At 64.4% G+C, this 21,361-nt stretch carries 20 protein-coding genes; 13 read left to right on the forward strand and 7 right to left on the reverse strand.

Annotation, left to right across the window (positions count from 1 at the left end; genetic code table 11):
• Nucleotides 1-6 precede the first annotated feature (6 nt).
• Together AAGA68_06830 and AAGA68_06835 are read left to right on the forward strand one after the other, a co-directional pair.
• Complete coding sequence (locus tag AAGA68_06830) at nt 7-954, forward strand: LysR substrate-binding domain-containing protein (GenBank protein MEM9384757.1); 948 nt, start codon at nt 7-9, stop codon at nt 952-954.
• 84 nt (nt 955-1,038) lie between these two features.
• A complete protein-coding gene (locus AAGA68_06835; protein ID MEM9384758.1) occupies nt 1,039-2,475 on the forward strand; it encodes an NAD-dependent succinate-semialdehyde dehydrogenase in 1,437 nt (478 codons plus the stop codon).
• A 117-nt stretch (nt 2,476-2,592) separates the two neighbouring features.
• Here AAGA68_06835 and pspF read toward each other — a convergent pair whose 3' ends face one another.
• A complete protein-coding gene (pspF, locus tag AAGA68_06840; protein MEM9384759.1) occupies nt 2,593-3,612 on the reverse strand; it encodes a phage shock protein operon transcriptional activator in 1,020 nt (339 codons plus the stop codon).
• Nucleotides 3,613-3,804: 192 nt separating this feature from the next.
• Here pspF and pspA point away from each other — a divergent pair, with 192 nt between their 5' ends.
• The 8 genes from pspA (at nt 3,805) to AAGA68_06880 (ending at nt 11,323) form a co-directional block, all read left to right on the forward strand.
• Nucleotides 3,805-4,485 carry a phage shock protein PspA gene (gene pspA / locus AAGA68_06845; GenBank protein ID MEM9384760.1) on the forward strand — a complete coding sequence of 227 codons (681 nt, stop codon included), beginning with the start codon at nt 3,805-3,807 and terminating at the stop codon, nt 4,483-4,485.
• 13 nt (nt 4,486-4,498) lie between these two features.
• A complete protein-coding gene (gene pspB, locus AAGA68_06850; GenBank protein MEM9384761.1) occupies nt 4,499-4,714 on the forward strand; it encodes an envelope stress response membrane protein PspB in 216 nt (71 codons plus the stop codon).
• On the forward strand, nt 4,711-4,983 hold the full coding sequence (locus tag AAGA68_06855; GenBank protein MEM9384762.1) for a PspC domain-containing protein: 273 nt from the start codon (nt 4,711-4,713) through the stop codon (nt 4,981-4,983). The genes pspB and AAGA68_06855 overlap by 4 nt, the downstream gene beginning before the upstream one ends.
• Nucleotides 4,984-4,987: 4 nt before the next feature.
• Entirely contained in the window at nt 4,988-5,491 is a 504-nt protein-coding gene (gene pspC / locus AAGA68_06860) for an envelope stress response membrane protein PspC (protein ID MEM9384763.1), read from the forward strand.
• A gap of 159 nt (nt 5,492-5,650) precedes the next feature.
• Entirely contained in the window at nt 5,651-5,890 is a 240-nt protein-coding gene (locus AAGA68_06865) for a hypothetical protein (protein ID MEM9384764.1), read from the forward strand.
• A 181-nt stretch (nt 5,891-6,071) separates the two neighbouring features.
• A complete protein-coding gene (locus AAGA68_06870) occupies nt 6,072-6,917 on the forward strand; it encodes a hypothetical protein (protein MEM9384765.1) in 846 nt (281 codons plus the stop codon).
• A 200-nt stretch (nt 6,918-7,117) separates the two neighbouring features.
• On the forward strand, nt 7,118-8,713 hold the full coding sequence (gene gshA, locus AAGA68_06875) for a glutamate--cysteine ligase (GenBank protein MEM9384766.1): 1,596 nt from the start codon (nt 7,118-7,120) through the stop codon (nt 8,711-8,713).
• A gap of 624 nt (nt 8,714-9,337) precedes the next feature.
• Complete coding sequence (locus tag AAGA68_06880; GenBank protein MEM9384767.1) at nt 9,338-11,323, forward strand: prolyl oligopeptidase family serine peptidase; 1,986 nt, start codon at nt 9,338-9,340, stop codon at nt 11,321-11,323.
• A 13-nt stretch (nt 11,324-11,336) separates the two neighbouring features.
• Here the strand turns inward: AAGA68_06880 and AAGA68_06885 are convergent, their stop codons facing one another.
• The 6 genes from AAGA68_06885 to AAGA68_06910 form a co-directional block, all read right to left on the reverse strand.
• Nucleotides 11,337-11,936, reverse strand: coding sequence for a carboxymuconolactone decarboxylase family protein (locus tag AAGA68_06885; GenBank protein ID MEM9384768.1), 600 nt, complete (start codon nt 11,934-11,936; stop codon nt 11,337-11,339).
• 79 nt (nt 11,937-12,015) lie between these two features.
• Nucleotides 12,016-12,555 carry an NUDIX hydrolase gene (locus tag AAGA68_06890; GenBank protein ID MEM9384769.1) on the reverse strand — a complete coding sequence of 180 codons (540 nt, stop codon included), beginning with the start codon at nt 12,553-12,555 and terminating at the stop codon, nt 12,016-12,018.
• Nucleotides 12,552-13,607 carry a DUF2914 domain-containing protein gene (locus tag AAGA68_06895; protein ID MEM9384770.1) on the reverse strand — a complete coding sequence of 352 codons (1,056 nt, stop codon included), beginning with the start codon at nt 13,605-13,607 and terminating at the stop codon, nt 12,552-12,554. The genes AAGA68_06890 and AAGA68_06895 overlap by 4 nt, the downstream gene beginning before the upstream one ends.
• 158 nt (nt 13,608-13,765) lie before the next feature.
• Nucleotides 13,766-15,529 (reverse strand): 5'-nucleotidase C-terminal domain-containing protein, encoded by a 1,764-nt coding sequence (locus tag AAGA68_06900; GenBank protein MEM9384771.1) that lies wholly within the window; start codon nt 15,527-15,529, stop codon nt 13,766-13,768.
• Between the two features lie 209 nt (nt 15,530-15,738).
• The gene (gene nfi / locus AAGA68_06905; GenBank protein MEM9384772.1) at nt 15,739-16,413 is read right to left on the reverse strand and encodes a deoxyribonuclease V; all 675 of its coding nucleotides are present in this window, start codon (nt 16,411-16,413) and stop codon (nt 15,739-15,741) included.
• The gene (locus AAGA68_06910; protein MEM9384773.1) at nt 16,410-17,660 is read right to left on the reverse strand and encodes a DUF819 family protein; all 1,251 of its coding nucleotides are present in this window, start codon (nt 17,658-17,660) and stop codon (nt 16,410-16,412) included. Before AAGA68_06910 ends, nfi begins: the two co-directional genes overlap by 4 nt.
• Nucleotides 17,661-17,826: 166 nt before the next feature.
• Between AAGA68_06910 and AAGA68_06915 the strand changes: the two genes are divergently transcribed.
• The 3 genes from AAGA68_06915 to groL all read left to right on the forward strand — a co-directional run bounded on the left by AAGA68_06915 (nt 17,827) and on the right by groL (nt 21,157).
• Complete coding sequence (locus AAGA68_06915) at nt 17,827-18,897, forward strand: cobalamin-dependent protein (protein MEM9384774.1); 1,071 nt, start codon at nt 17,827-17,829, stop codon at nt 18,895-18,897.
• A 281-nt stretch (nt 18,898-19,178) separates the two neighbouring features.
• Entirely contained in the window at nt 19,179-19,466 is a 288-nt protein-coding gene (groES, locus tag AAGA68_06920) for a co-chaperone GroES (GenBank protein ID MEM9384775.1), read from the forward strand.
• 56 nt (nt 19,467-19,522) lie between these two features.
• Nucleotides 19,523-21,157 (forward strand): chaperonin GroEL, encoded by a 1,635-nt coding sequence (groL, locus tag AAGA68_06925; protein MEM9384776.1) that lies wholly within the window; start codon nt 19,523-19,525, stop codon nt 21,155-21,157.
• Nucleotides 21,158-21,361: the final 204 nt, after the last annotated feature.

The following is a 21,361-nucleotide window of genomic DNA, read 5'->3' on the forward strand; positions in this document are numbered from 1 at the left end:
GAGCCAATGATGGTTGCTCGCCACGCCCGGATTGTGGACCGCGCGGTAACGCGCCTGAAGTTAAAGCAGCTGCGCTTGCTGGTCGCGGTGGGGGAGTTCGGTAGCATTCAGCATGCGGCGCGCGAGCTGCAGGTCTCCCAACCAGCGGCCACCAAGCTTATTCAGGACCTGGAGCTAGACTTCGAGGTGTCCTTGTTCCGACGCACGAACCGGGGAGTCGTGCCCACGTCCTATGGGGATGCGCTGATTCGTCACGGCAAGCTGATCTTGGCGCAGATCTCCAACGCTGCCCAGGAGCTCGACGATATCAGTGAGGGCAGTAGCGGGCGGGTGGTGGTCGGTGCGCTGCTCGCCGCCGCGCCGCTGCTGTTACCGGCCGCGATAGGCATCCTGATGGCCGAGCGACCCAGAGTGGCGATCAAGGTGGTCGAAGGAACCAACGATGCGCTGATGCCGGCGCTGTACGCGGGCGAGATCGACATGATCGTCGGGCGTCTGCCCGCCTACCGGTCCAGGGCCGAGCTGGTGCAGGAGGAGCTGTTCGATGAAAAGGTGCTGACGGTCGTGGGCAAGCAGCACCCGTTGGCCAAAGCGCCGTCGGTCACCTTCGAGCAGATTAAACCCTTCGGTTGGATACTGCCGCCCTTGGAGACCACCTTGCGCCGCGAGGTCGAGCAGTACTTCGTCGGCCAGGGGCAATATATGCCGCCCACCGTTCTCGAGTCCGTCTCTTACCTTGCGAACCGCGCGCTGTTTCAGCAGTTCGATCTCGTCGGGTTGATGCCGGAGCACGTGGTGGCGCACGACATCGAAAGCGGCGTGTTGGTTGAACTTAATTGGACCGTACCCTTCGGTAACGGCCCGGTCGGTATCTCCTACAGAGGACCCGACAGTCTGTCACCGGCAGGGGCCGAGTTTCTGGAAGCGCTTCGCAAAGCTAGCTATCGTTTTTAGGGATAGCCAGATTCGCTGAACGTCGTTGCTCGCTTGGCAAGCGCGTGTGAGTCTCGTAGGCCACTTCCCATGCGAGACGATGCGATGAGTGCCTATCCAGAGCTGCAACTCTACATCGGTGGCGAGTGGCGAAAGGCTGCGAGCGACATGCCGGTCTTGAATCCGGCGACCGAGCAGGAAATCGGTCGTCTTCCACGCGCCGGTCAGCGCGAACTGGACGACGCACTCGAGGCCGCAGCGCGAGGCTTTAAGGTGTGGAGCAAGACCGCGCCGGCCGAACGCGCCAACGTTCTGTTTAAGGCAGCGGCGATCATGCGCGAGCGCCAGGATGAGATCGCCGCGGCCATCACCGCTGAGCACGGCAAGCCCCTGGCCCAAGCGCGCCTGGAGGTCACTCGCGGCTGCGAGTTCTTCGAGTGGGATGCGGGGGAGGCGACGCGCACCTACGGACGCGTCATTCCCAGTGCGCCCGGCGTGCGTTACGCCGTGCATCACCAGCCCGTGGGAACGGTGCTGGGGCTGTCGCCCTGGAATTTCCCCATGAGCCAGCCGTGCCGCAAGATCGCCGGGGCGATCGCCGCCGGTTGCTCCATCATCCTCAAGGCAGCTGAAGAGACCCCCGCCGGCGCCCTGCACATCGCCAAAGCGCTCCACGACGCCGGACTACCGCCGGGCGTATTGAACCTCGTCTTCGGCACGCCAGCCGAGATCTCCGATTACCTGATCCGCCAGGACCAGGTGCGCCTGGTCGCGTTCACCGGCTCTACCGCCGTTGGACGGCATCTCACGACGCTGGCCTCGCAGAACATGACCCCGGTGCTCATGGAGCTCGGCGGGCACGCCCCGGTGATCGTGTGCGAAGACACCGATGTCGAGTCCGCCGCGATCAGTGGTGCCGTTAGGAAGATGCGCAACGCCGGGCAGGTGTGCACCTCACCAACGCGCTTCTTCGTTCACGAGAGCATCTTCGATCGCTACCTCGATGCCTTCGTGCGCCGGGCCGCCGAGACCATCGTCGGCAACGGCGTCGACAGCGCCGTTGAGATGGGCCCCCTCGCGAACGAACGCAGGCTTCCCGCGCTGACGGCGCTGGTCGACGACGCGGTAGCAAAGGGCGCTGATCTTATGACCGGCGGCAAGCGCCTGGGCGATACGGGCTACTTCTTCGAGCCCACGGTGCTCGCGAACGTGCCCAAAGAGGCGCGCGTGATGCAGGAGGAGCCCTTCGGCCCGCTCGCCGTGGTCAATTCCGTGTCTTCACTCGATGACGCCATCGAGCAGGCTAACGGTGTGCCCTTTGGTCTTGCAGCTTACGGTTTCACCAACCGTGCTGACTATGCGGACCGACTGATCGATGAGCTGGAAGCGGGCACCGTCTCCATCAATACGCTCGAGGCGTCGCTACCGGAGACTCCGTTTGGGGGCGTCAAGCACAGCGGGTTTGGGCGCGAGGGTGGTACCGAGGGGCTGCACAATTACATGGTGGTAAAGAACGTATCGCACAGTATTGGGATCGTCTGATTCGTCTCATCGAGTTCTCGGTCAGCCAGCGACTGACGCCTGTAGCCAGTTTTCGATCCTAATAGATTTGCTCGGTACGGGGGCGCTAGGGGCGCGCTCCGCGATTGGGGAAGTGACTCAGCTCAGATCGTACTTTCGCAGCCTACCGCGAAGTTGATGGTACGTCAGACCCAGCAGCTCCGCGGCGGCCCGTTGGTTGTGATTCATCGCATCCATGGCGGCGCGGATGTAGCGCACCTCGAAGTTCCCGACAGCCTCGGGCAGGTCGACGGGCAGCGCCGGGGTGTGATCGGCGCTCGGCGCGCTTGCACCTTCTCCGGAGTCCGCCGTCGTGTCCGGCACGGCTGGACCACGTAGGCGAAAGGGCGACGCAAAGGGATCGAGTGAGATCTCGTCGACCGGATCCTCCAGCGACGGCCAGCGGTAGAGCGACCGCTCCACCACGTTCTTCAGCTCACGCACGTTACCCGGCCACGGGTGTGTCAATAGGATCTCCCGCGCCCCTTCCGAAAAGCCTGGGAACAACGGCCGCCCTAACTCCTGCGCCGCCCGTACGCCAAAGTGCTCACCCAGCATCAGAATGTCCTCGGGCCGCGCGCGCAGGGGCGGCACGGTGATCACATCAAAGGCGAGCCGATCCAGCAGGTCGTGGCGAAAGCCCCCCCTACGCGCCAGGCGGGGAAGGTCCTCGTTCGTAGAGCCGACCACACGCACGTCCACCGACAGCGTGTCGCTTCCCCCCACTCGCTCAAATTCGCCGTACTCAATGACACGCAGGATCTTCTCCTGCATCCGCAAAGGAATGGTGCCGAGCTCATCGAGTAGTAGTGTTCCCCCTTCCGCCCGCTCAAAGCGGCCGACGTGCCGCCCGACAGCCCCGGTGAACGCCCCAGCCTCGTGCCCGAACAGCTCCGACTCGAGGAGGCTTTCGGTGAGCGCGGCGCAGTTGAGCTTCACCAGGGGTTCGTCCCAGCGCTTAGACAGAAAGTGCAGTCGCTGCGACACCAGCTCCTTGCCCGTACCCCGTTCTCCGATAATTAACAATGGCTTATCGAGTGGTGCCGCGTGCGAAACGTGCTCCAGCATCGAGAGGAAGGAGGGCGACTCGCCCAGGATGTTCGGCGCAGAAGAACTCATTTGGCGAAATTGACGAAAGTATTAGTAGAAATTACCAAAGGTTGGGTAATTTAACCACAGGGGTCGAATAAGCGCGCTCCCTAAGATCGCCATATCTATTTGTTTTATATAAATAAACTTATCGAGATCAAGGTTGGCACGGAACTCGCTATACATCTCCCGAGAGAAACACACTCACCTGGAGGAAGTTCGATGGGTATTTTCTCGCGCTTCAGTGACATCGTGAACTCGAACCTCAACTCCCTATTGGAGAAGGCCGAGGATCCGGAAAAGCTGGTTCGCCTGATGATTCAGGAGATGGAAGACACGCTGGTGGAAGTGCGTTCCGCCGCAGCTCGCGCCATCGCCGACAAGAAGGAGCTCACCCGCAAGCTGGAAGCCATCTCCAAAGATGTGGACGAGTGGCACCGCAAGGCGGAGCTCGCCGTGTCCAAGGGTCGCGACGACCTGGCCAAGGCCGCCCTGGCGGAGAAGGCCCGCGTCACCGAGATGCGCGACGGTCTGCAGAACCAGTTCGACTCGGTCACCGAGGGCCTGGAGCAGCTGAACGACGACATCGGTCGCCTGGAAGACAAGCTGGCCGACGCCAAGGCGCGGCAGAAGGCGCTGATCGTTCGCCACAAGACGGCGACCAACCGTCTGGAGGTGCGCAAGCAAATCCACGACAACAAGATCGACGACGCCCTGGTGCGCTTCGAGCAGTTCGAACGCCGCATGGAGAGCATGGAAGGACGCGTCGAGGCCTACGACATGGGCCGTGGTAAGGACTTGCGCCGGGAATTCACCCAGCTCGAGGACGACACGAAGATCGATGAGCAGCTCAACGACCTGAAGCGGGACATGGCGAGCAAGTCCAGTCAGTCGCATTCTTAAGTGAGGAAGTGAGATGGAAGTGATCGGAATACTGCTATGCGTGGTCGTGCTGCCGATCTTTCTGTTCCTGCACTACACCACGCGCTGGCGTGAGCTGAAGGGGCTGTCGAAGGAAGATGAGCGCATGCTCGAGGATCTGTGGCAGGACGCCCAGCGTATGGAAAGTCGCATCAACACGCTGGAAGCGATCCTCGACGATGAAGTGCCGGACTGGAGGAAGAGGGCGTGAGGTACGGACGCGGGTCTGGGCGGATCTATAGGGATCGTGAGAACGGCGTCCTGTTCGGAGTGTGCGCCGGCGTGGCTAACCACTTTGCTGTGCGCCCCCTCGCCATCCGCATCCTGGCGGTGCTGGCGGTAGTGATCGCGCCTTTCTGGCCGCTGGCGCTGGTATACCTCACCGCAGGGATACTGTTGCCGGACAGGCCGTTGGAGTACACGGGGCGTCGCTCAGAGCGTGAGTTCTGGCGCGACTCGGAAGAAGAGAGCTGGAGGTAAGGAAATGGGTTGGAGCCGAAGACATCGTCATCACCACGAGCGGTCACGTTTCCGGGCGGCGCGCGAAGAGCGCTCCCGCCAGGGTGGCGGCGGCCCGGGGCGAGACGAGCGTCGGGCTTACGGCGACGAGCCGGATCCGCGCCGCCTGTACCGAAACCGTCGTCGTGGCGTGTTGGCTGGCGTGTGCGCCGGCATTGCCGATCACTTTGGGTTCTCCCTGACGGGCACGCGTATCGTCACGGTGATCGCGGCCTTCGTGCTGATGCCCTGGGTGGTCCTGGCCTACATCGCCATGTCGATCATGCTGCCGACCACACCGGAGGAGCCCTTGTACCGCGATGAAGATGAGGAGGCCTTTTGGCACTCCGTACGCAAGTCGCCGATCGCGACCCTGTCGCAGGTACGGCACAAGTTCCGCGAGATGGAAGCGCGCACCCAGCGCCTGGAGCGCTACGTGACGTCCTCACGCTACGGTGTGGATCGCGAGTTCAGAGAACTAGAACGTTAGCAAAACGCCCACAGGGGGCGTTAACAACAAGGGGGAAACCCCGAGGAGACAAGATGATCGCCGTTATGGCCGTATTGTGTGGGTGTGCCGCGCTCTACAATGCGATGAAGTACCGTTACTGGCGTGACAGTTGAGACGATCAGGGGAGGAAACGGATAGATGAGCGTATTTACCATGGTGGTCTGGGTGGTGGCGATTGGCTGCATCACCGGCATGGTCACCGAGTATTTCAAGACCAAGCAGATGCGCGGCGGGCGCGACATGGAAGATCGAGACCTCATGGAGAAGCTCGATCGCCTGGAGAAGCTCGAAGAACGCGTGCGCGTGCTAGAGACCATCGTGACCGATAAGCGTTATGACCTGCGCCGGGAGATCGACGATCTCGACCGCGTGAGCTAGTTCCCCCCTGCGATACCAAGATCCCCCCGATCGCCGCGGCGGGCCTTCCCTAGAGGCCTAGCCGCGCGCCGGGGTGGCCAAGACCCAATCCCGGGTCGACAAGGCAGTTCAGCTTCGATTAAGCCACCCCTTGCCACACTGGCTCCCGAGTTTCGATTGATTCGACCAGCGGGAGAGCACAGTGAAACGCTTCCTAGGTACTGCGGTAGCCGCCTGGCTGGCCGCTTCTATCCCCGCCCTCGAGGCGGCGGCCTTCAGCGGCGACGTCGACATCGACGTGATCAGCCCCGAGGGCTACGTCCATACGCTCTACCACGCGGAGGAGCCTCGCTACGCTAGCACTAGCCGCCGTGGCGACGGTGCTCTGCGCGCTTGGTTGGAAGCCAAACCCGGTGAGCCCTACGCGCTGCGAGTACGCAACCGCACCGGTCGCCGCGTGGGCGTGGTGCTCGCCGTGGACGGGCGTAACATCATCAGCGCCAAGCGCTCTAACCTGTCGCGGTCTGAGGCCATGTACGTGCTGGAGCCCTACCAGAGCGCGGTCTACGAGGGCTGGCGTACAGGCCGCAATCGAGTGAACGAGTTCTACTTCACTCGTGAGCAGCACTCTTATGCAGCGGCTTTCGAGGACTACTCGGCCATGGGCCTGATCAGCGCCGCCGTTTACCGCGATGCTGCGCCCCGTTATCGCGATCCCGATTACTACGCGGACAGCAAGCGTGCGCCGGGCGCCGGCAAGCAAAACGCGCAGCCGCAGGGTAAGGCTGGCACGGGCTTTGGCGATGAGCGTTACTCACCGTCACGCCAGGTGGCCTTCGACGCGCAGCGCTCGCCGTCCTCGGTGATGCTCGTGCGCTACGAGTGGCGCGAGACCCTCTGCGAGATGGGCATCATGCGCTGCGCCCGCTACGGGGATAGCGATCGCAACCGGCTGTGGGACCGTCGCTACGACACCGCGCCCGGCGGCTTCGCGCCCTACCCGCCGAGCCGTCGCTACGACCATCAGCGCAGTCGCTGGTGGCGCTAGGTGAGCCTCCCTATCACGTGCGGTTCGGAGGTCTTCGAAGCAATGGCTGGGGCCGTCCGTGGACACTGCCGCGGGCGGCCCTTCTCGTTTGCCTTGCGCAGGATCGGGCGCCTTGCCGGCCCGACCTTGCGCCCTGCCAGGGCATACGCGATATTGCGCGACTGACCCGCACTGACGCGGCCTTGCGCCCGAGAACGCCCTTGCAACTCGACTATCAGGATCGCCTCGACCGTTTGCGGTCGCGCGCCGGCGATAGCGCCCTGCGCACCCCGACGATGGGCGTCGAGCGCGAGTGCCTGCGGGTGGACCCGCAAGGATGCATCGCCAAGTCGCCGCACCCGCAGGCCTTGGGAGCCGCGCTCACCAACCCCTTCGTCACCACCGATTACTCCGAAGCCCTGCTTGAGCTGATCACGCCACCCTGCCGTGGTGCTGGCCCCACCTTTGAGTTCTTGACCGACATCCACCAGTTCGTGGATTCGCACCTTGAGGAGGGTGAAGCGCTTTGGTCGAGCAGCATGCCTTGCGTGCTGAACGGCGATGAGGACGTGCCAATCGCTCACTACGGCACCTCCAACGTGGGCATGATGAAGCGTATCTATCGCGTGGGCCTCGGTTATCGCTACGGCCGCACCATGCAGGCCATCGCCGGCGTGCACTTCAATTACTCCCCGCCGCCGGCGGTGTGGAGCGCGTGGTTCGGCGACGACAATCTCAGCGAGCGACAGCGACAGATCTCCGCGTCCTTGCTCGGCATGGTGCGCAACCTGCGTCGCTACGGCTGGCTGATGCTCTACCTCTACGGCGCATCGCCCGCCGTGTGTCGCACGTTTTTCGGCGCGCGCGCGGACGGCCTTACGCGCCTCGGGCTCGAGCGCATGGACGAGTACACCGCGTTCTTGCCCTACGCCACGTCTTTACGCATGAGCGACCTCGGCTACAGCAACAAGGCGCAGGCGAGCGTGCAGGTGTCGGCGAACTCCCTCGATGAGTACATCGAGGGGCTGACCCACGCGATCACCACGCCGTGGCCGGCCTACGAGGAGATAGGTGTTCGCGTCGACGGCGAGTATCGCCAGCTCAATGCCAACCTGCTGCAGATCGAAAACGAGTACTACAGCCTGGTGCGGCCGAAGCGGGTGGCGCAGTCCGGGGAGTCCCCCATGCAGGCCTTGCGCCGCGGAGGCGTCGAGTACGTCGAACTGCGCGCCCTGGATGTGGACCCCTTTGCGCCGGCAGGCGTGAGCGAAGAACAGCTGCTCGTGCTCGAGGCGTTCATGCTGTTCTGTCTCACCGTCGATAGCCCGCCGATCAGTGAACAGGAAGCGAAGGGCATCGGTAGCAACACGCGTCTCGTGGCGAGGCGCGGGCGCGAGCCGGAGCTGAAACTGCACCAGGCGGATGGCGGCGAGGTCTTGCTACGGGATGAGGCCCTGCGCCTGGTGGACGGCATGCTGTCGCTTTGCGATGAGGTCTTCGCCGGGGCGGGCGCCGATGTGCGCCAGGCCCTCAGCCGTCAGCGCTGCGCCGTGATCGAGCCCTCGCTTACGCCGTCGGCGCGGCTGCTGGAGGAGATGGGCACGCGCCAAGAGAGCCTCATTGAGTCGGCACTACGGCTGTCCGCGTGGCATCGCGAGGCCCTGCGCGGGCGCGGCGCGCTGACGCCGGCGATGTTGGCTGTGCTCGAGCACGAGGTGCGACGCTCGCACAAGCGCCAGCGGGAGATTGAGGCGACCGACCAGCTGTCCTTCGAGCAGTACCTGCACAACTACTACCGCCAGACGCGTCGCCGCTGATCTGGGCGGGGGCGCCTTTCGAGGCGCGGAAAAAGAAAAACCCCGCCGAGGCGGGGTCCAGTCATTCTTCTTATTGTCTTTCTTTTTGTTCTTGAAACTCTTCTTGTTATTGCGAGCGGCGCGACTATCTTCTTGTTGGTCTTCGTCGATCCGCTGACTGTCTCACCCATTCTTCCGTGGCGGTAGCAGCCAACCCGGTCCCTTCAGCCTCCTGCTGTCCGACCGAGTCGCGCCAGACGATGCAACTGCGGTGCCATTTATTGTATCTGACTGATATAGATCGCTTTACCGGGTGATAGTGCCGCCCTATCTGCATCCCTTTGGAGTGCTTGTAAAGAATGCCGACGACTGATTGGGGCGCGATGAGCGGGCGCTATTTAAGGTAAATATTTCCCAAAAATTCAGCGAGTTGAGGGGAAGGTATGAGGATGACGCGCTTGCCTGATCGGGCATTCACAACCGACTGCAAGGGCCTGCTCCGCCGTGGTGCAGCCATCGTGCGTCATCGTTGGCGTAAATAATCCCGACGTTAAGTGCGACCTTGCCGAGCGGTCGGCTAGCGGATTGCTGCCTCTGCGCGGCGTTCGTAGCATGAGGGCCTCCGTCCATCCGGTGAGCTAGCTGATGACACCTCCCACCAAGACCATTTCTCCCTGGGCCTCAGTGCTCTTTCTGCTGTCGATCCTCACGGTCGAGGCGACCTTCGCTGTCGAGCGCCTGGAAGAGGGCAATCGCGTGACCGAGTCCATTCCGCCGATACCGGCCGAAGTGGGCGAGCGCTTGCGCCAATACCAAAACACTCGGTCCGCGGGTCTGGTCGGTTGGGTGGCACTTGGCGAGGACGGCTACGGCCTGATGATCAGCACCCGTTTCGGCGAGACGGGTCAGCTGCACGTGGTGGACCACCCGGGCGGCACGCGTCGCCAGATCACCTTTTTCGACGAGCCCGTCGCGGGTGCTAGCCTCTCGCCGAACGGCCGCTCGGTCTTGCTGACAAAAGATATCGGCGGCAATGAGTTTTATCAGGTGTACTCGCTAGACCCGAGCACCGGGCGCAGCGCATTGCTGACCGACGGCGAGTCGCGCCACGGTGCCGTCCAGTTCACCAACGACGGGGCACGCTACGCTTACTATACGACGGCCCGCAACGGACGCGATTGGGATATCCACCTCGCGGACCTCGCCACAGGCGAGGACCGAGCCATCCTGGAGCGCGAGGGCACCTGGTTTCCCTACGACTTCGATCCCACAGACGAGAAGCTCCTGGTCGGTCAGTACGTCTCCATCACCGAGTCTCGCGCCCTGGCGATCGACCTCGCCACAGGCCTCAGCACCCCGATCGCCCCAAGTGAGGAGGCCACCTCCATCGGCCAAGCCATGTGGACGGCGAACGGACGCGTACTCCTCACCTCGGACGCGGACAGCGAGGTACGCCGCCTGCGCCTGTACGATCCAGTCACTGGTGGCGAGCGTACCCTGAGCGACGACATCGCCTGGGACGTCACTGGCATGGCCCTCGACCCCAAGCGGGAGCGCTTGGCCTTCGTGGTCAACGAGGACGGCATCGACCGCCTTTACCTGCTCGACCTCGCCACCCTGACGCGACAGGCCATCACCCAGCTGCCCACAGGCACCGTGGACAACATGGTGTTCGACCCGACAGGTCAGCGGCTGGCCTTGCAAATCAACACGGCGAAGTCGCCGAGCGATGTCTACGTGCTCGCGCTGGCTTCCGGGCAGGTGACCCAGTGGACGTTCAGCGAAGTGGGTGGCCTCGATCCGGAGGGTTTCGTGGCGCCGAGGCTCGTGCGCTTCCCCACCTTCGACAAGGTGGGCGATTCGCCGCGGACGATTCCCGCCTTTTACTACCGTCCGCCCGGCGACGGCCCGTTTCCCGTGCTCATCTCCATTCACGGTGGCCCCGAAGGGCAGTATCGGCCGCGCTTCTCATCGACCTTCCAATACTTTGTGAATGAGTTAGGAATGGCTGTAGTAGCGCCCAACGTGCGCGGCTCCTCGGGCTACGGCAAGACCTACGTAAAGCTCGACAACGGCTACCTGCGTGAAGACTCCGTGAAGGACATTGGTGCATTGCTAGACTGGGTGGCTGCTCAGCCCGAGCTCGACAGTGCACGCGTGGCCGTTCGCGGGGGCTCCTACGGGGGCTACATGAGCCTCGCTTCGATGATCCACTACAATGATCGCCTGGCCTGCGGCGTCGACGTAGTGGGCATCAGCAACTTCGTGACCTTCCTCGAAAACACCAAACCCTACCGCCAAGATCTACGCCGCCCCGAGTACGGTGACGAGCGTGACCCCAAGATGCGGGCATTCCTAGAACGCATCTCGCCGACAGCGCGGGCGCAGGAGATCACCCGGCCCATGTACATTGCCCAGGGCCTCAACGACCCGCGGGTGCCCGCCAGTGAGTCGGAGCAGATGCTAGAGCGCATCCGCTCAAACGGCCAGGAGGTCTGGTACTTCCTGGCCAAGGACGAAGGCCATGGCTTTAAGAAGAAGCGCAACCGCGACTTCTACCTAGCCTCGCAGGCGTACTTCCTGGAGCGCTGCCTGCTCGGCTCTGCCAGCTCGGCGCAAGCAGCGCGCTGACCGCGGGGCGGGTTTAGTCCGCGATGTGCTTGCCGCCGGTCCAGGTCGTCTTGCCCTTGAGTAGGCGATCGCCGAGGGATTTGGGGCCGTCTTCGAGGTCCGTTGCCATGCTGTCGTTCCAGCGATTAAGAAAACCGTAAAGACAGATGGCGGCGAGCATCTCGACGATCTGATCGTCATCCCAGTGCTCGCGTAGGGGCTCCATCACCGACTCGTCCACGCCGTTGGGCACGGCGCCCGCGGCCATCGCGTAGTCGAGAGCGGCGCGTTCGGCCTGGGAGTAGAGCGGGCTCGTGCGGTACTCCCACACGGCCGCCACCTTTTCCTCCGAGATGCCCTTCAGGCCCGCGGCAATCAGCGAGTGCGCCTCACAGTATTGGCAGCCGGCTGCGTGAGAGGCCATGTGTGCGAGGAGGCGTTTGAAGCCTGGATCGACCGTTCCCGAAGGATCCATCACGGCGCGAGTGAGGTCGCCAAACCCCTTTACGATGGCGGGGCGGCGCTGCATGGTCAGGAGGCTGTTCGGGACGAAGCCGAGGATGGTCACGAAGTGGTCGAACTCGTCGGCCAGCTCCGGGGTGGTGTCGGCGGGGAGGGGCTTCATGTGTGCCATCGTCGTGCGGCTCCTGCGTTGGCTGCGGTTGCGGGGGCCGGGAGTGTAGCAGTCGGGGCGTTCCCTCCCTAGGCGCCCTCTAGATGTCTTCGGTCTGGCGCCAGGCGTGGGCGCGCAGCAGAGCGATGACGGTTTTGGCGTCGCTGATCTCGCCGTGCAGGGCACGCTCCACGGCGTCCTCGAGCGCTAGCCAATGCACTTCCATCACCTCGCCGGGTTCGGGGTGGCGTTCGCCCTGCTCGAGATCGCGCGCGAGATAGAGGTGAATCACCTCCGTGAAGATGCCCGGCGAGCTGTGCACAGCGCCCAAGGACTGCCAGTGGCGCGCGCGCAGGCCAGTCTCTTCGGCGAGTTCCAGGCGTGCCGTGCGATCGGGATCGCCGTGCTCCAGCTTGCCGGCCGGCACTTCCCACAGCCAGGCGTCCGCCACGGGGCGGTACTGGCGGACGAGGCAGACGCGCTCCTGATCATCGAGGGCTACCACGCCGGCGCCGCCCGGGTGGTGAACGACCTCGAAGGGGATCACTTGCCCGTCCGGCATCTGCGCGTCTTCGAGGACCACCTTGACGATCGCGCCCTCGAAGGCGGTGTGCGGGCCGCGACGCGGCGGTTCGCTCACTGCCCGCTGCTGCCGCCAGCGCCGTCGGCAACGACCACCTCGAAGAGGTGGAAATCGAGCACGTTGCCGGCGTCATCGAGCAGCTCTATGCGCCAGTCGCCAGCGCTCGCCGTGTTCAGCAGCATGCTCGAGTGCAGGGGGCACTCGTACTCGTTTGGCTCGGCGAGGGCGAAGGAAGCTACTTCGCGGCGCTCGTGGCGCCAGCGGTGAGTGAGGCGGCGGCCGACCATGTTGCGCACTTCGGTGAAGTAGTAGATCTGGCGCGTCTCGTTGGCGAGCAGCTCGATCGTATCGGGAAGCTCGGCCTGGGGCTCGCCGTCGATGACGTTGCTTGCCAGCATCTCGCGCGAAACGGCCATAAGCGCAGCTTCGAGCGCGAGCTGCTCAGCCGATGGTGGTGCGGCGGCGGCTGGGGGCGTTTCCAGGGCGGCAGAATTTTCTGTGTCCGACGCGCTGGGCGTGGATGTCTCGGTGGGCGGCGCCGACGTTTGCGCATTTGCCACCGGGTTGGTGGCCGCATTCCCCACGGCGGCGGGGCGGCTGACCACGGGCGGTGGCGGAGCGTGTTGCGTGGTGAGCGTGGCGTAGGCGAACATGCCGCCGATAGCGAGGGCGGCGCCGGCTGCTCCGGTGCCGAGCGTGCGCGCGGCCCGTACCGCGAGGGACGGTTGCTGCGACGGGGCGCTCGGCGTTACCACCACCCGATCACGACGTTCCCCATCCTCGGACCCGCCGCCACGCAGAACGGCTTCCGTGAGGCCGCGGGCGATGAGGTCGTCCTCCGCCTGCTGCAGCTTTCGTGCGGAGAATAGGGCTTCGCGGGCGTCCGTGAGGCTCATCTCCGGGTAGGTGCCGAGCGTGCGACGGCGCCGGTAGCCCTCGACTTCGTAAACGAAGAGCCAGGTCTTCAGGCCGTTGGGGAAGGTGCACACGTAGAAATCATCGCCGAGGCGCGTGTCGTAGCGATCTTCCCGGGGCACCAGGGACTCTACGTACTGCTCGGCGAATTCCTGTACGGAATGCTGTTCTTCTTCTTGGGACGCGCTACTCACGTGGCCTCGCTCCGCGTTGAACGCCCGATTATGGAGCAGCGGAGGCGAAGACGGCACCTACCGGTTATCGGTTTTCACCGTGTGCTCAGGGGAGCACGCGGCCGATCGGCCGTCGCCCAGGGCGGCGGCGCGATCGGCCAGCGCGAAGCGCGCCGATACTAATCGAGCGCCACGATGCGGCCTTCGCCGCCTTCGGGGTAGTCAGCCGCGGTCACCACGCCAGCGAGGTCGCCCTCGATGAAGTTGCGCAGGGCCTGCTGGTAGGACACGCCCAGGATGGTGAACTCGGCATCGCCGAAGGGATACTCGTCGCCTCCGCGGGCGAGGAAATCGACGATGGCAATGTTGAGCGCATCACCGGCCTGCACTGCACCGTTCTCTACGAGCACCGTGCCGTCAGCGAGGACTGCGTCGATCACGCGCTCGCCAGTGACCACGATCACGCCGTCCTCGATGTCCTGGGCCTGGGCCGCGGGATCGTAGGTCATGGTGAAGCCACCGATCTGGGCGAAGCGGCCGCTGGTAAATTCCACGGCGGAGACAGCGTTTTCCAGGATCTCCTTGAAGCTCTCGCGCGAGACATTGGGCACGATCGTCAGCAGGTTGGAGAAGGGCAGGATGTCGAAGGTGTCGAGGGCCGTGATGTCGCCGGGGCCGCGGATGTCATCGTTGCGGATGCCGCCGCCGTTGGCGAGGGCTACGTCCGGGGCGGGCGCGCCGAACTCGAGGGCAAGCTCGGTGGCTTGGCTTAGGAAGGCGTCGGCGATCAGGTTGCCGAGGTTGGTCTCTTCCGTGCGGATGTTGCTGCGGATGCCGTCGAGGCCCACTTCCGTGGTGGCGATGACGGTCTCGGCCAGCTCCTCCACGCCCGCGATGACAGGATCGACCACTAGCGCTTGCACGAAGGGCAGCCCGTCGACGGCGTCCGCGTTATCGCCACCGGCCACGCGCACAAGGCCAGACTTGGAATCGATGTTGGTGACGATGCCGTCGTCATCAAAGTCGACGACGAGGCGGCCGACGTACTTGTAGGAGCCGGGCGTGACCACGATAGGCACCTCACGGCCGAGGGCGTCGGTCTCGGTCAGGGGGTAGGGGCCGAAGAAGCCGTCTTCATCATCGCCCGGCACGATCAGGGTGTCCTCATCGCCGAGCAGCTCATCGCCGCCGCCGCCGATGATCACGTCCACGCCGCGCAGCTGGGTGGCGAGCTCCTGCTCTTCGGTGATCGACTGCAGGTGGGAGATCAGGATGATCTTATTGATGCCGGCCAGGCGCAGGGCGTTCACCGCGCGCTGTACGGCCGGTAGCACGTCGTTGATGATGACGTCGCGGGGGCTCGAAATGGTGTCGAGGTCCGCGGTGGTGGCGCCGACAATGCCGATTAGCTCGCCGTTCTTCTCGACCACCCGGAAGTCACCGAGCACGTTAGCGGACTCGCGAGCAGCCAAGCAGGGCTCATTGGTGAAGTCGAGGTTGGCTGAGACGAACTTGGTGGTGGTCGGGAAGGCGGCGAAGCCGTCGATGAACTGGCACAGCACGTCCGGGTTGAAGTCGAACTCATGATTGCCGAGGGCTAGGGCGTCGTAGCCGATCAGGTCGAGCCCCAAGGCGTCGTAGAAGGGCACGCCGCGCTCTAGGCTGACGTTGAACTCAGGGCCGGCGAGGAACTGATCGCCGGAGCCCAGCACCACCGTGGCGCCTTCCGCGTCACCTTCGGTGCGCAGGTCGCGGACCACGCGGGCGAAGCGGGCGATGCCGCCGAAGTCTTCCAGCTCGCCGCTGCCGGCGTTGATCAGCTGCGACTCACCGTCGTTGTTGTGCAGGATCGTGAGGCGCAAGTCGGCCTGGGCGCTTGCGCTGACCAGGGCGCCGGCGACGAGCAAGCTGGTCGCACCGAGCATGTGCTTGTATGCATGCATTGAGTTGATTCTCTTTTTCCGTTGGGTCGGGGAGGGAACCCGTCCGAGGGTTCCCCGGGATGCTCTACAGGCAGACGCCTGCCAGAGGCGACGCGAGCCTAAGGCAGCGCCATGACGTGGCCGTGACGGGAGTGTTACTAGGCTGTGAACGCGGCCGAACGCGTCAGACGCGTCGGGACCGGCCCTCGCGCGATTAGCTGTGTTGACGCCTAGCGCCCGCGCGACGCCAGCTTGTCAGCCAGACGGGTGGTCTCAGGGAGGCGGTAGCGGGTGCAGCAGGCGAGCGTGAGAGCGTTCGCCCGCGCGTGGCTCATGAGATGCCCCGGCGACACGTAAAGGGGGGTTACGCCGTCGCGCGTCCGCAGCACCGAACCGATTCGTTCGCCTTGATAGCGCAGGGGCGTGTGCTCGCCGCGGCTCGGTCCCGGCTCGTCGTGCTCGCCCACCAAGCGCGACTTCGCCACGCCGATCGAGGGGATGCCCGTGAGCAAGCCGAGGTGGCAGGCAAGGCCAAAGCGGCGCGGGTGGGCGAGGCCCTGGCCGTCGCACAGGAGCACGTCCGGGGTGGTGCGCAGGGCGCCGACGGCGGCCAGCAGGACGGGCGCTTCGCGAAAGGAGAGCAGGCCTGGCACGTAAGGGAAGCGGGTGGGGATCTCCACGACCGCCTCGTCCACGAGTTCGAGGTTGGGGAAGCTCAGCACCACGAGCGCGCCGCGCGTGACACGCCCCTTGTCCGGGAAGCCGACGTCCGTCCCCGCTACGAAGCGCGGCGTCTTGCGCGAGGCGCTCAGTACTAACCGTTCGCGTAGCTCGCCTTGGAGGGCAATCGCTTCGCGCGGCGTCAGGTCCCAGCGATGGCTGACGCTGCGAGGCGCCTCGCTCACCCGCCGGCCACCGCCCGCAGCATCAGTCCGCAGATCCACGCCGCGTAGGTGCCAAGCGCATAGCCGAGCACGGCCAGCAACACGCCTACCGGCGCCAAGGACGGATGGAAGGCCGCGGCGATGATCGGCGCCGACGCCGCACCACCCACATTGGCCTGGCTGCCGACCGCCGCGAAGAACACCGGCGCACGAATCAGGCGCGCCACCAGGAGCAGCAGCCCGCCGTGGATCGCGATCCAGATCAGTCCCACCACAAACAAGCCCGGGTTGGTCACGACCGAGCGCACGTCCATCTGCAGGCCGATCGTCGCGATCAGCACGTAGAGCAAGAGCGACCCTGCTCGCGACGCACCCGCTCCCTCCAGCTGCCGCGCCTTGGTGAACGAAAGCACTAGGCCACCGGTGGTGGCGACGACGACGATCCAGAAAAAGGTGCTGGTGAGGCTGAGGCGCGCCGTCCAGGGCGCGTGCTGCTCCAGCGTGGGCACGATCACGCCCGCCAGGAAATGACCCAGCCCCGTCATGCCGAAGCCGAGGGCCAGCATGAAGATCAGGTCGTGGAATGTGGTGTGACGTGCGTGCTTCTTCTCGAAGGCGGTGACGCGCTCTTTGAGATCTTCGATGGCGGTGGTGTCTGCGCCGGTGCGCGCATCGATGGCCTTGGCGCGGGTGGCCGTGAACAGCAGCAGCGCCAGCCACAGGTTCGCGCACAGCACGTCGACGGCCACCATGGTGGCAAACACCTCGTTGCCCGCGTCGAACACTTCCTTCATCGCCGCCTGGTTGGCGCCGCCACCGATCCAGCTGCCCGCGAGGGTGGACATGCCGCGCCACACCGCGTCCGGCCCTTCGCCGCCCACGGTTTCCGGGCTCACAGTGCCCACGATGAGCAGCGCGATTGGGCCGCCAATCACCACGCCCACGGTGCCGGTGAAGAACATGACGATCGCTCGGTAGCCCAAGCGCATGATGCCTTGGAAGTCGACACTCAAGGTCATCAGCACCAGGCACGCGGGCAGCAGGTAGCGTGAGGCCACGTAGTAGAGGCGAGACGCCTCCGGGTCCACCACGTTGAAGGTGTTCAGGAGCGAGGGGATGAAGTAGCACAGGAGAATGACCGGCACGTAGCGATAGAAGCGCTGCCAGCGCGGGTTCTCGCTCGCGGCCGTGTAGAAGATGCCGCCGAGGATGAGGCTCAGAAGGCCAAGGGTGACGGCGTCGTCGGTGATCAGAGGTGCTGCTTCCATGGTGCCCGTGGCTCTGCCTTGCGCGAAGTGAGGCCCCGGATGGTAGCAGGGCCGCCGTCTCGCGCTACGGCGGTCGAAGTGCACGGTGCTGGCGCGACGCATACTATGGGGAGTGCTCGGTGCCCGCGGCGCCGGGGCATGTTGCTTTGATCAGGACGATGATCGCATGGCCATATCTGCCAACCCCTTCGCCGGTGAGCTGCTGGAGGTCGGGGCACAAGGCTACGCGGCCCAGGCCGCCGAGGAACTCCTCGAGGCCCATCCCGACGTGAAGGCGACCTTCGCACCACGGGCTGAGCTGCGCTGGCGCGACAATCTGCAGCTGCGCGTACGGGAACTCGCCGCCGCCGTGGCCACGGGCCAGGCGGATCTTTTCCTGAGCCGCGTCGTTTGGTCCTGGCAGTCCTTCGATGTGCGCGGAGTAAACGCCAAGGCCGTGCGCGCCAGCTTGGTGGCGCTCAAGCATGTGCTGGAGAAGCGGCTGCCTGATAACGCGCGCGAGGAACCCGTCGCACTCCTCAACCAGGCTACCGTGCTGATGGAGGGCACCGGCCCCGAGCAGCCCGAGAGTCACGTCGACCTGCATTCGCCCCTGGGCGCACTAGCCATCGAATACCTGCAGCGAGCACTGGAGGGCGACATCCGCGACGCCATCGCCGTGCTCACCAAGGCCGTCGCCGACGGCGTGGATCCGCGCGTGATCATCGGTGAGGTGCTGATGGCCGCCCAGGTGGAGGCCGGGCGCTTATGGCACCTCAACCAGCTCACCGTGGCCGAAGAGCACTTGATCACGAGCACTACGCAGCGTGCCATGAGCGTGGTCGCAGACCACGCCACGCCCGAAGTCGTCCCGAAGGAGCGGTCCGTGCTCGCCGCGACTATCCCAGAGGACCACCACGACCTTGGCCTGCGTGCCATCGCTCACCTGTTGGAACTAGACGGCTGGCGCGTCTACTTCCTAGGCAAGGACGTGCCCGTGGACGATCTGGTCTCCGCGGCCAGCTACTTCTCCGTGGACTTGGTAATGCTCGCCGCATCGATGAGCATCCAGTTGCGCAACCTGCGCGAGGCCGTGAGCGCCCTCAAGCAGCACGGCGGCGTGCGCGCCAAGGTGCTCGTGGGCGGCCACGCTTTCTTGGCAGCGCCCGAGGCCTGGAAGACCTGCGGTGCTGACGGCTTCGCGGGGTCCGCGCTGGAGGCCGTGGGCGCCGCGTCGAAACTGGTGGATATGCGCTAGCCGCGAGGCCCCCTTGACCCGCCTAAACGTCCTTCGGGCCGAGCGACGGCTGCGCGCCCGGGGACGGTTCGGCCGCAGTGCGAGCGTGATCGCCCTCCCGTTATTGGGGCCTGTTGCCCCTTCCTAGCCGGCGCTGGGGCACCCCGCCTCGGTTTCAAGGGGTTGACAGTGAAAAAGGGCGGCCTATTATCGCTGGCACTCACTCAGGCAGAGTGCTAACAGCTGGCGCGAGCAGTCGCCACCGCCAGCCCTAAATTCCCAGATTGAAGGAGACGTTCACCATGAACCTTCGTCCCCTGCACGATCGCGTCATCGTGAAGCGGCAGCCCGAGGAAACCACCTCTGCGGGCGGCATCGTGATCCCCGACTCCGCCGCCGAAAAGCCCATCAAGGGCGAGGTGATCGCGGTCGGTAACGGCAAGCAGCTCGACAGCGGCGACGTCCGCGCGATCGACGTGAAGGTCGGCGACACGGTGCTATTCGGCAAGTACTCCGGCACCGAGGTCAAGGTGGATGGCGAGGATTACCTCGTTATGCGCGAAGACGACATCATGGCTGTTTTCAGCTGATCACTGCGCCGTAAAACGCTTTTTAGATCAGTTAGTTATTTCGGAGGAATGCAGTAATGGCTGCTAAGCAGATCATCTTCTCTGAGGAAGCTCGTCAGGAGATCCTCAAGGGCGTGAACATTCTCGCCAACGCCGTGCGTGAGACGCTCGGCCCCAAGGGTCGCAACGTGATCCTCGACAAGAGCTTCGGCGCTCCCACCGTGACCAAGGATGGCGTGTCCGTGGCCAAGGAGATCGAGCTCGAGGACAAGTTCCAGAACATGGGCGCCCAGATGGTGAAGGAAGTCGCTTCCAAGACTTCTGACATCGCCGGTGACGGCACCACCACCGCGACGGTTCTGGCCCAGGCCATCCTGCGCGAAGGCCTGAAGTCCGTCACCGCCGGCATCAACCCCATGGACATCAAGCGCGGCATCGACGCCGGCGTCGTCGCTGCGACCAGCGCGCTCGCTGACCTGTCCGTGCCCTGCAGCGACCGCAAGGCCATCGCCCAGGTCGGCACCATCTCCGCCAACTCCGACGCTGACATCGGCAACATCATCGCCGACGCCATGGAGAAGGTCGGTAAGGAAGGCGTGATCACCGTCGAGGAAGGCTCCGGTCTCGAGAACGAGCTGGACGTCGTCGAAGGTATGGAGTTCGATCGCGGCTACCTGAGCCCCTACTTCATCAACAACCAGCAGAACATGAGCGTTGAACTGGAGAACCCGTTCATCCTCGTGTACGACAAGAAGATCTCCAACGTGCGTGATCTCCTGCCGACGCTGGAGGGTGTGGCTAAGAGCGGCCGCAGCCTGCTGATCATCGCCGAAGACGTCGAGGGCGAAGCCCTGGCCACGCTGGTGGTGAACACCATGCGCGGCATCGTGAAGGTCGCTGCCGTGAAGGCACCGGGCTTCGGCGACCGTCGTAAGGCCATGCTGCAGGACATCGCCGTGCTGACCGGCGGCCAGGTGATCTCCGAAGAGGTCGGCCTGAGCCTGGAGAAGGTCACCCTGGACGATCTCGGCTCTGCCAAGAAGATCCAGATCACCAAGGAGAACACCACGGTGATCGACGGTGCCGGCGCCCACGCTGACATCGAAGCTCGCGTGACCCAGATCCGCCAGCAGATCGAAGAGACCAGCTCCGACTACGATCGCGAGAAGCTGCAGGAACGCGTGGCCAAGCTGGCCGGCGGTGTGGCCGTGATCAAGGTGGGCGCTGCCACCGAGATCGAGATGAAGGAAAAGAAGGCTCGCGTTGAGGACGCTCTGCACGCGACGCGCGCTGCTGTTGAGGAAGGTATCGTTCCTGGCGGTGGTGTGGCGCTGCTGCGTGTTCGTGAGCAGGTTGCTGGCGTGAGCGTGGCTAACGATGACCAGGGCGTGGGTGTTCGTATCCTGGCCCGTGCTATCGAGGAGCCGCTGCGTCAGATCGCTCGTAATGCGGGTGAAGAGCCTTCGATCGTGCTGAACAAGGTGGTTGAGGCGTCCGGCAACAACGGCTGGAACGCTGCGACCAACGAGTTTGGTGACATGCTCGAGTTCGGCATCCTGGATCCGACCAAGGTGACCCGCTCCGCTCTGCAGCACGCTGCATCCGTCTCCGGTCTGCTGCTGACCACTGAGGCGATGATCGCGGAGATTCCTAAGGATGATGCGCCGGCTATGCCTGGTGGTGGTATGCCTGACATGGGCGGCATGATGTAAGGATTGCTTGGCCTACCGTCGCTGAGAGGTGGCGGGGTTGAGTGCTAAGGCGGGGGCTCCGGGTTCGGGGTCCCCGCTTTTTTTGTGACCAAGAAGCTCGCCAGGCTTGCTCTGGTATGCCGGCGAGGTGGCCGGTATCCGTGCTGCCGGTCCTAGCAGACACGGAACGCAAACTGCGGTCGCATTGGATAGGTAACGGTGCCG

Source organism: Pseudomonadota bacterium, from assembly GCA_039193195.1.
Taxonomy (GTDB): domain Bacteria; phylum Pseudomonadota; class Gammaproteobacteria; order Steroidobacterales; family JBCBZW01; genus JBCBZW01.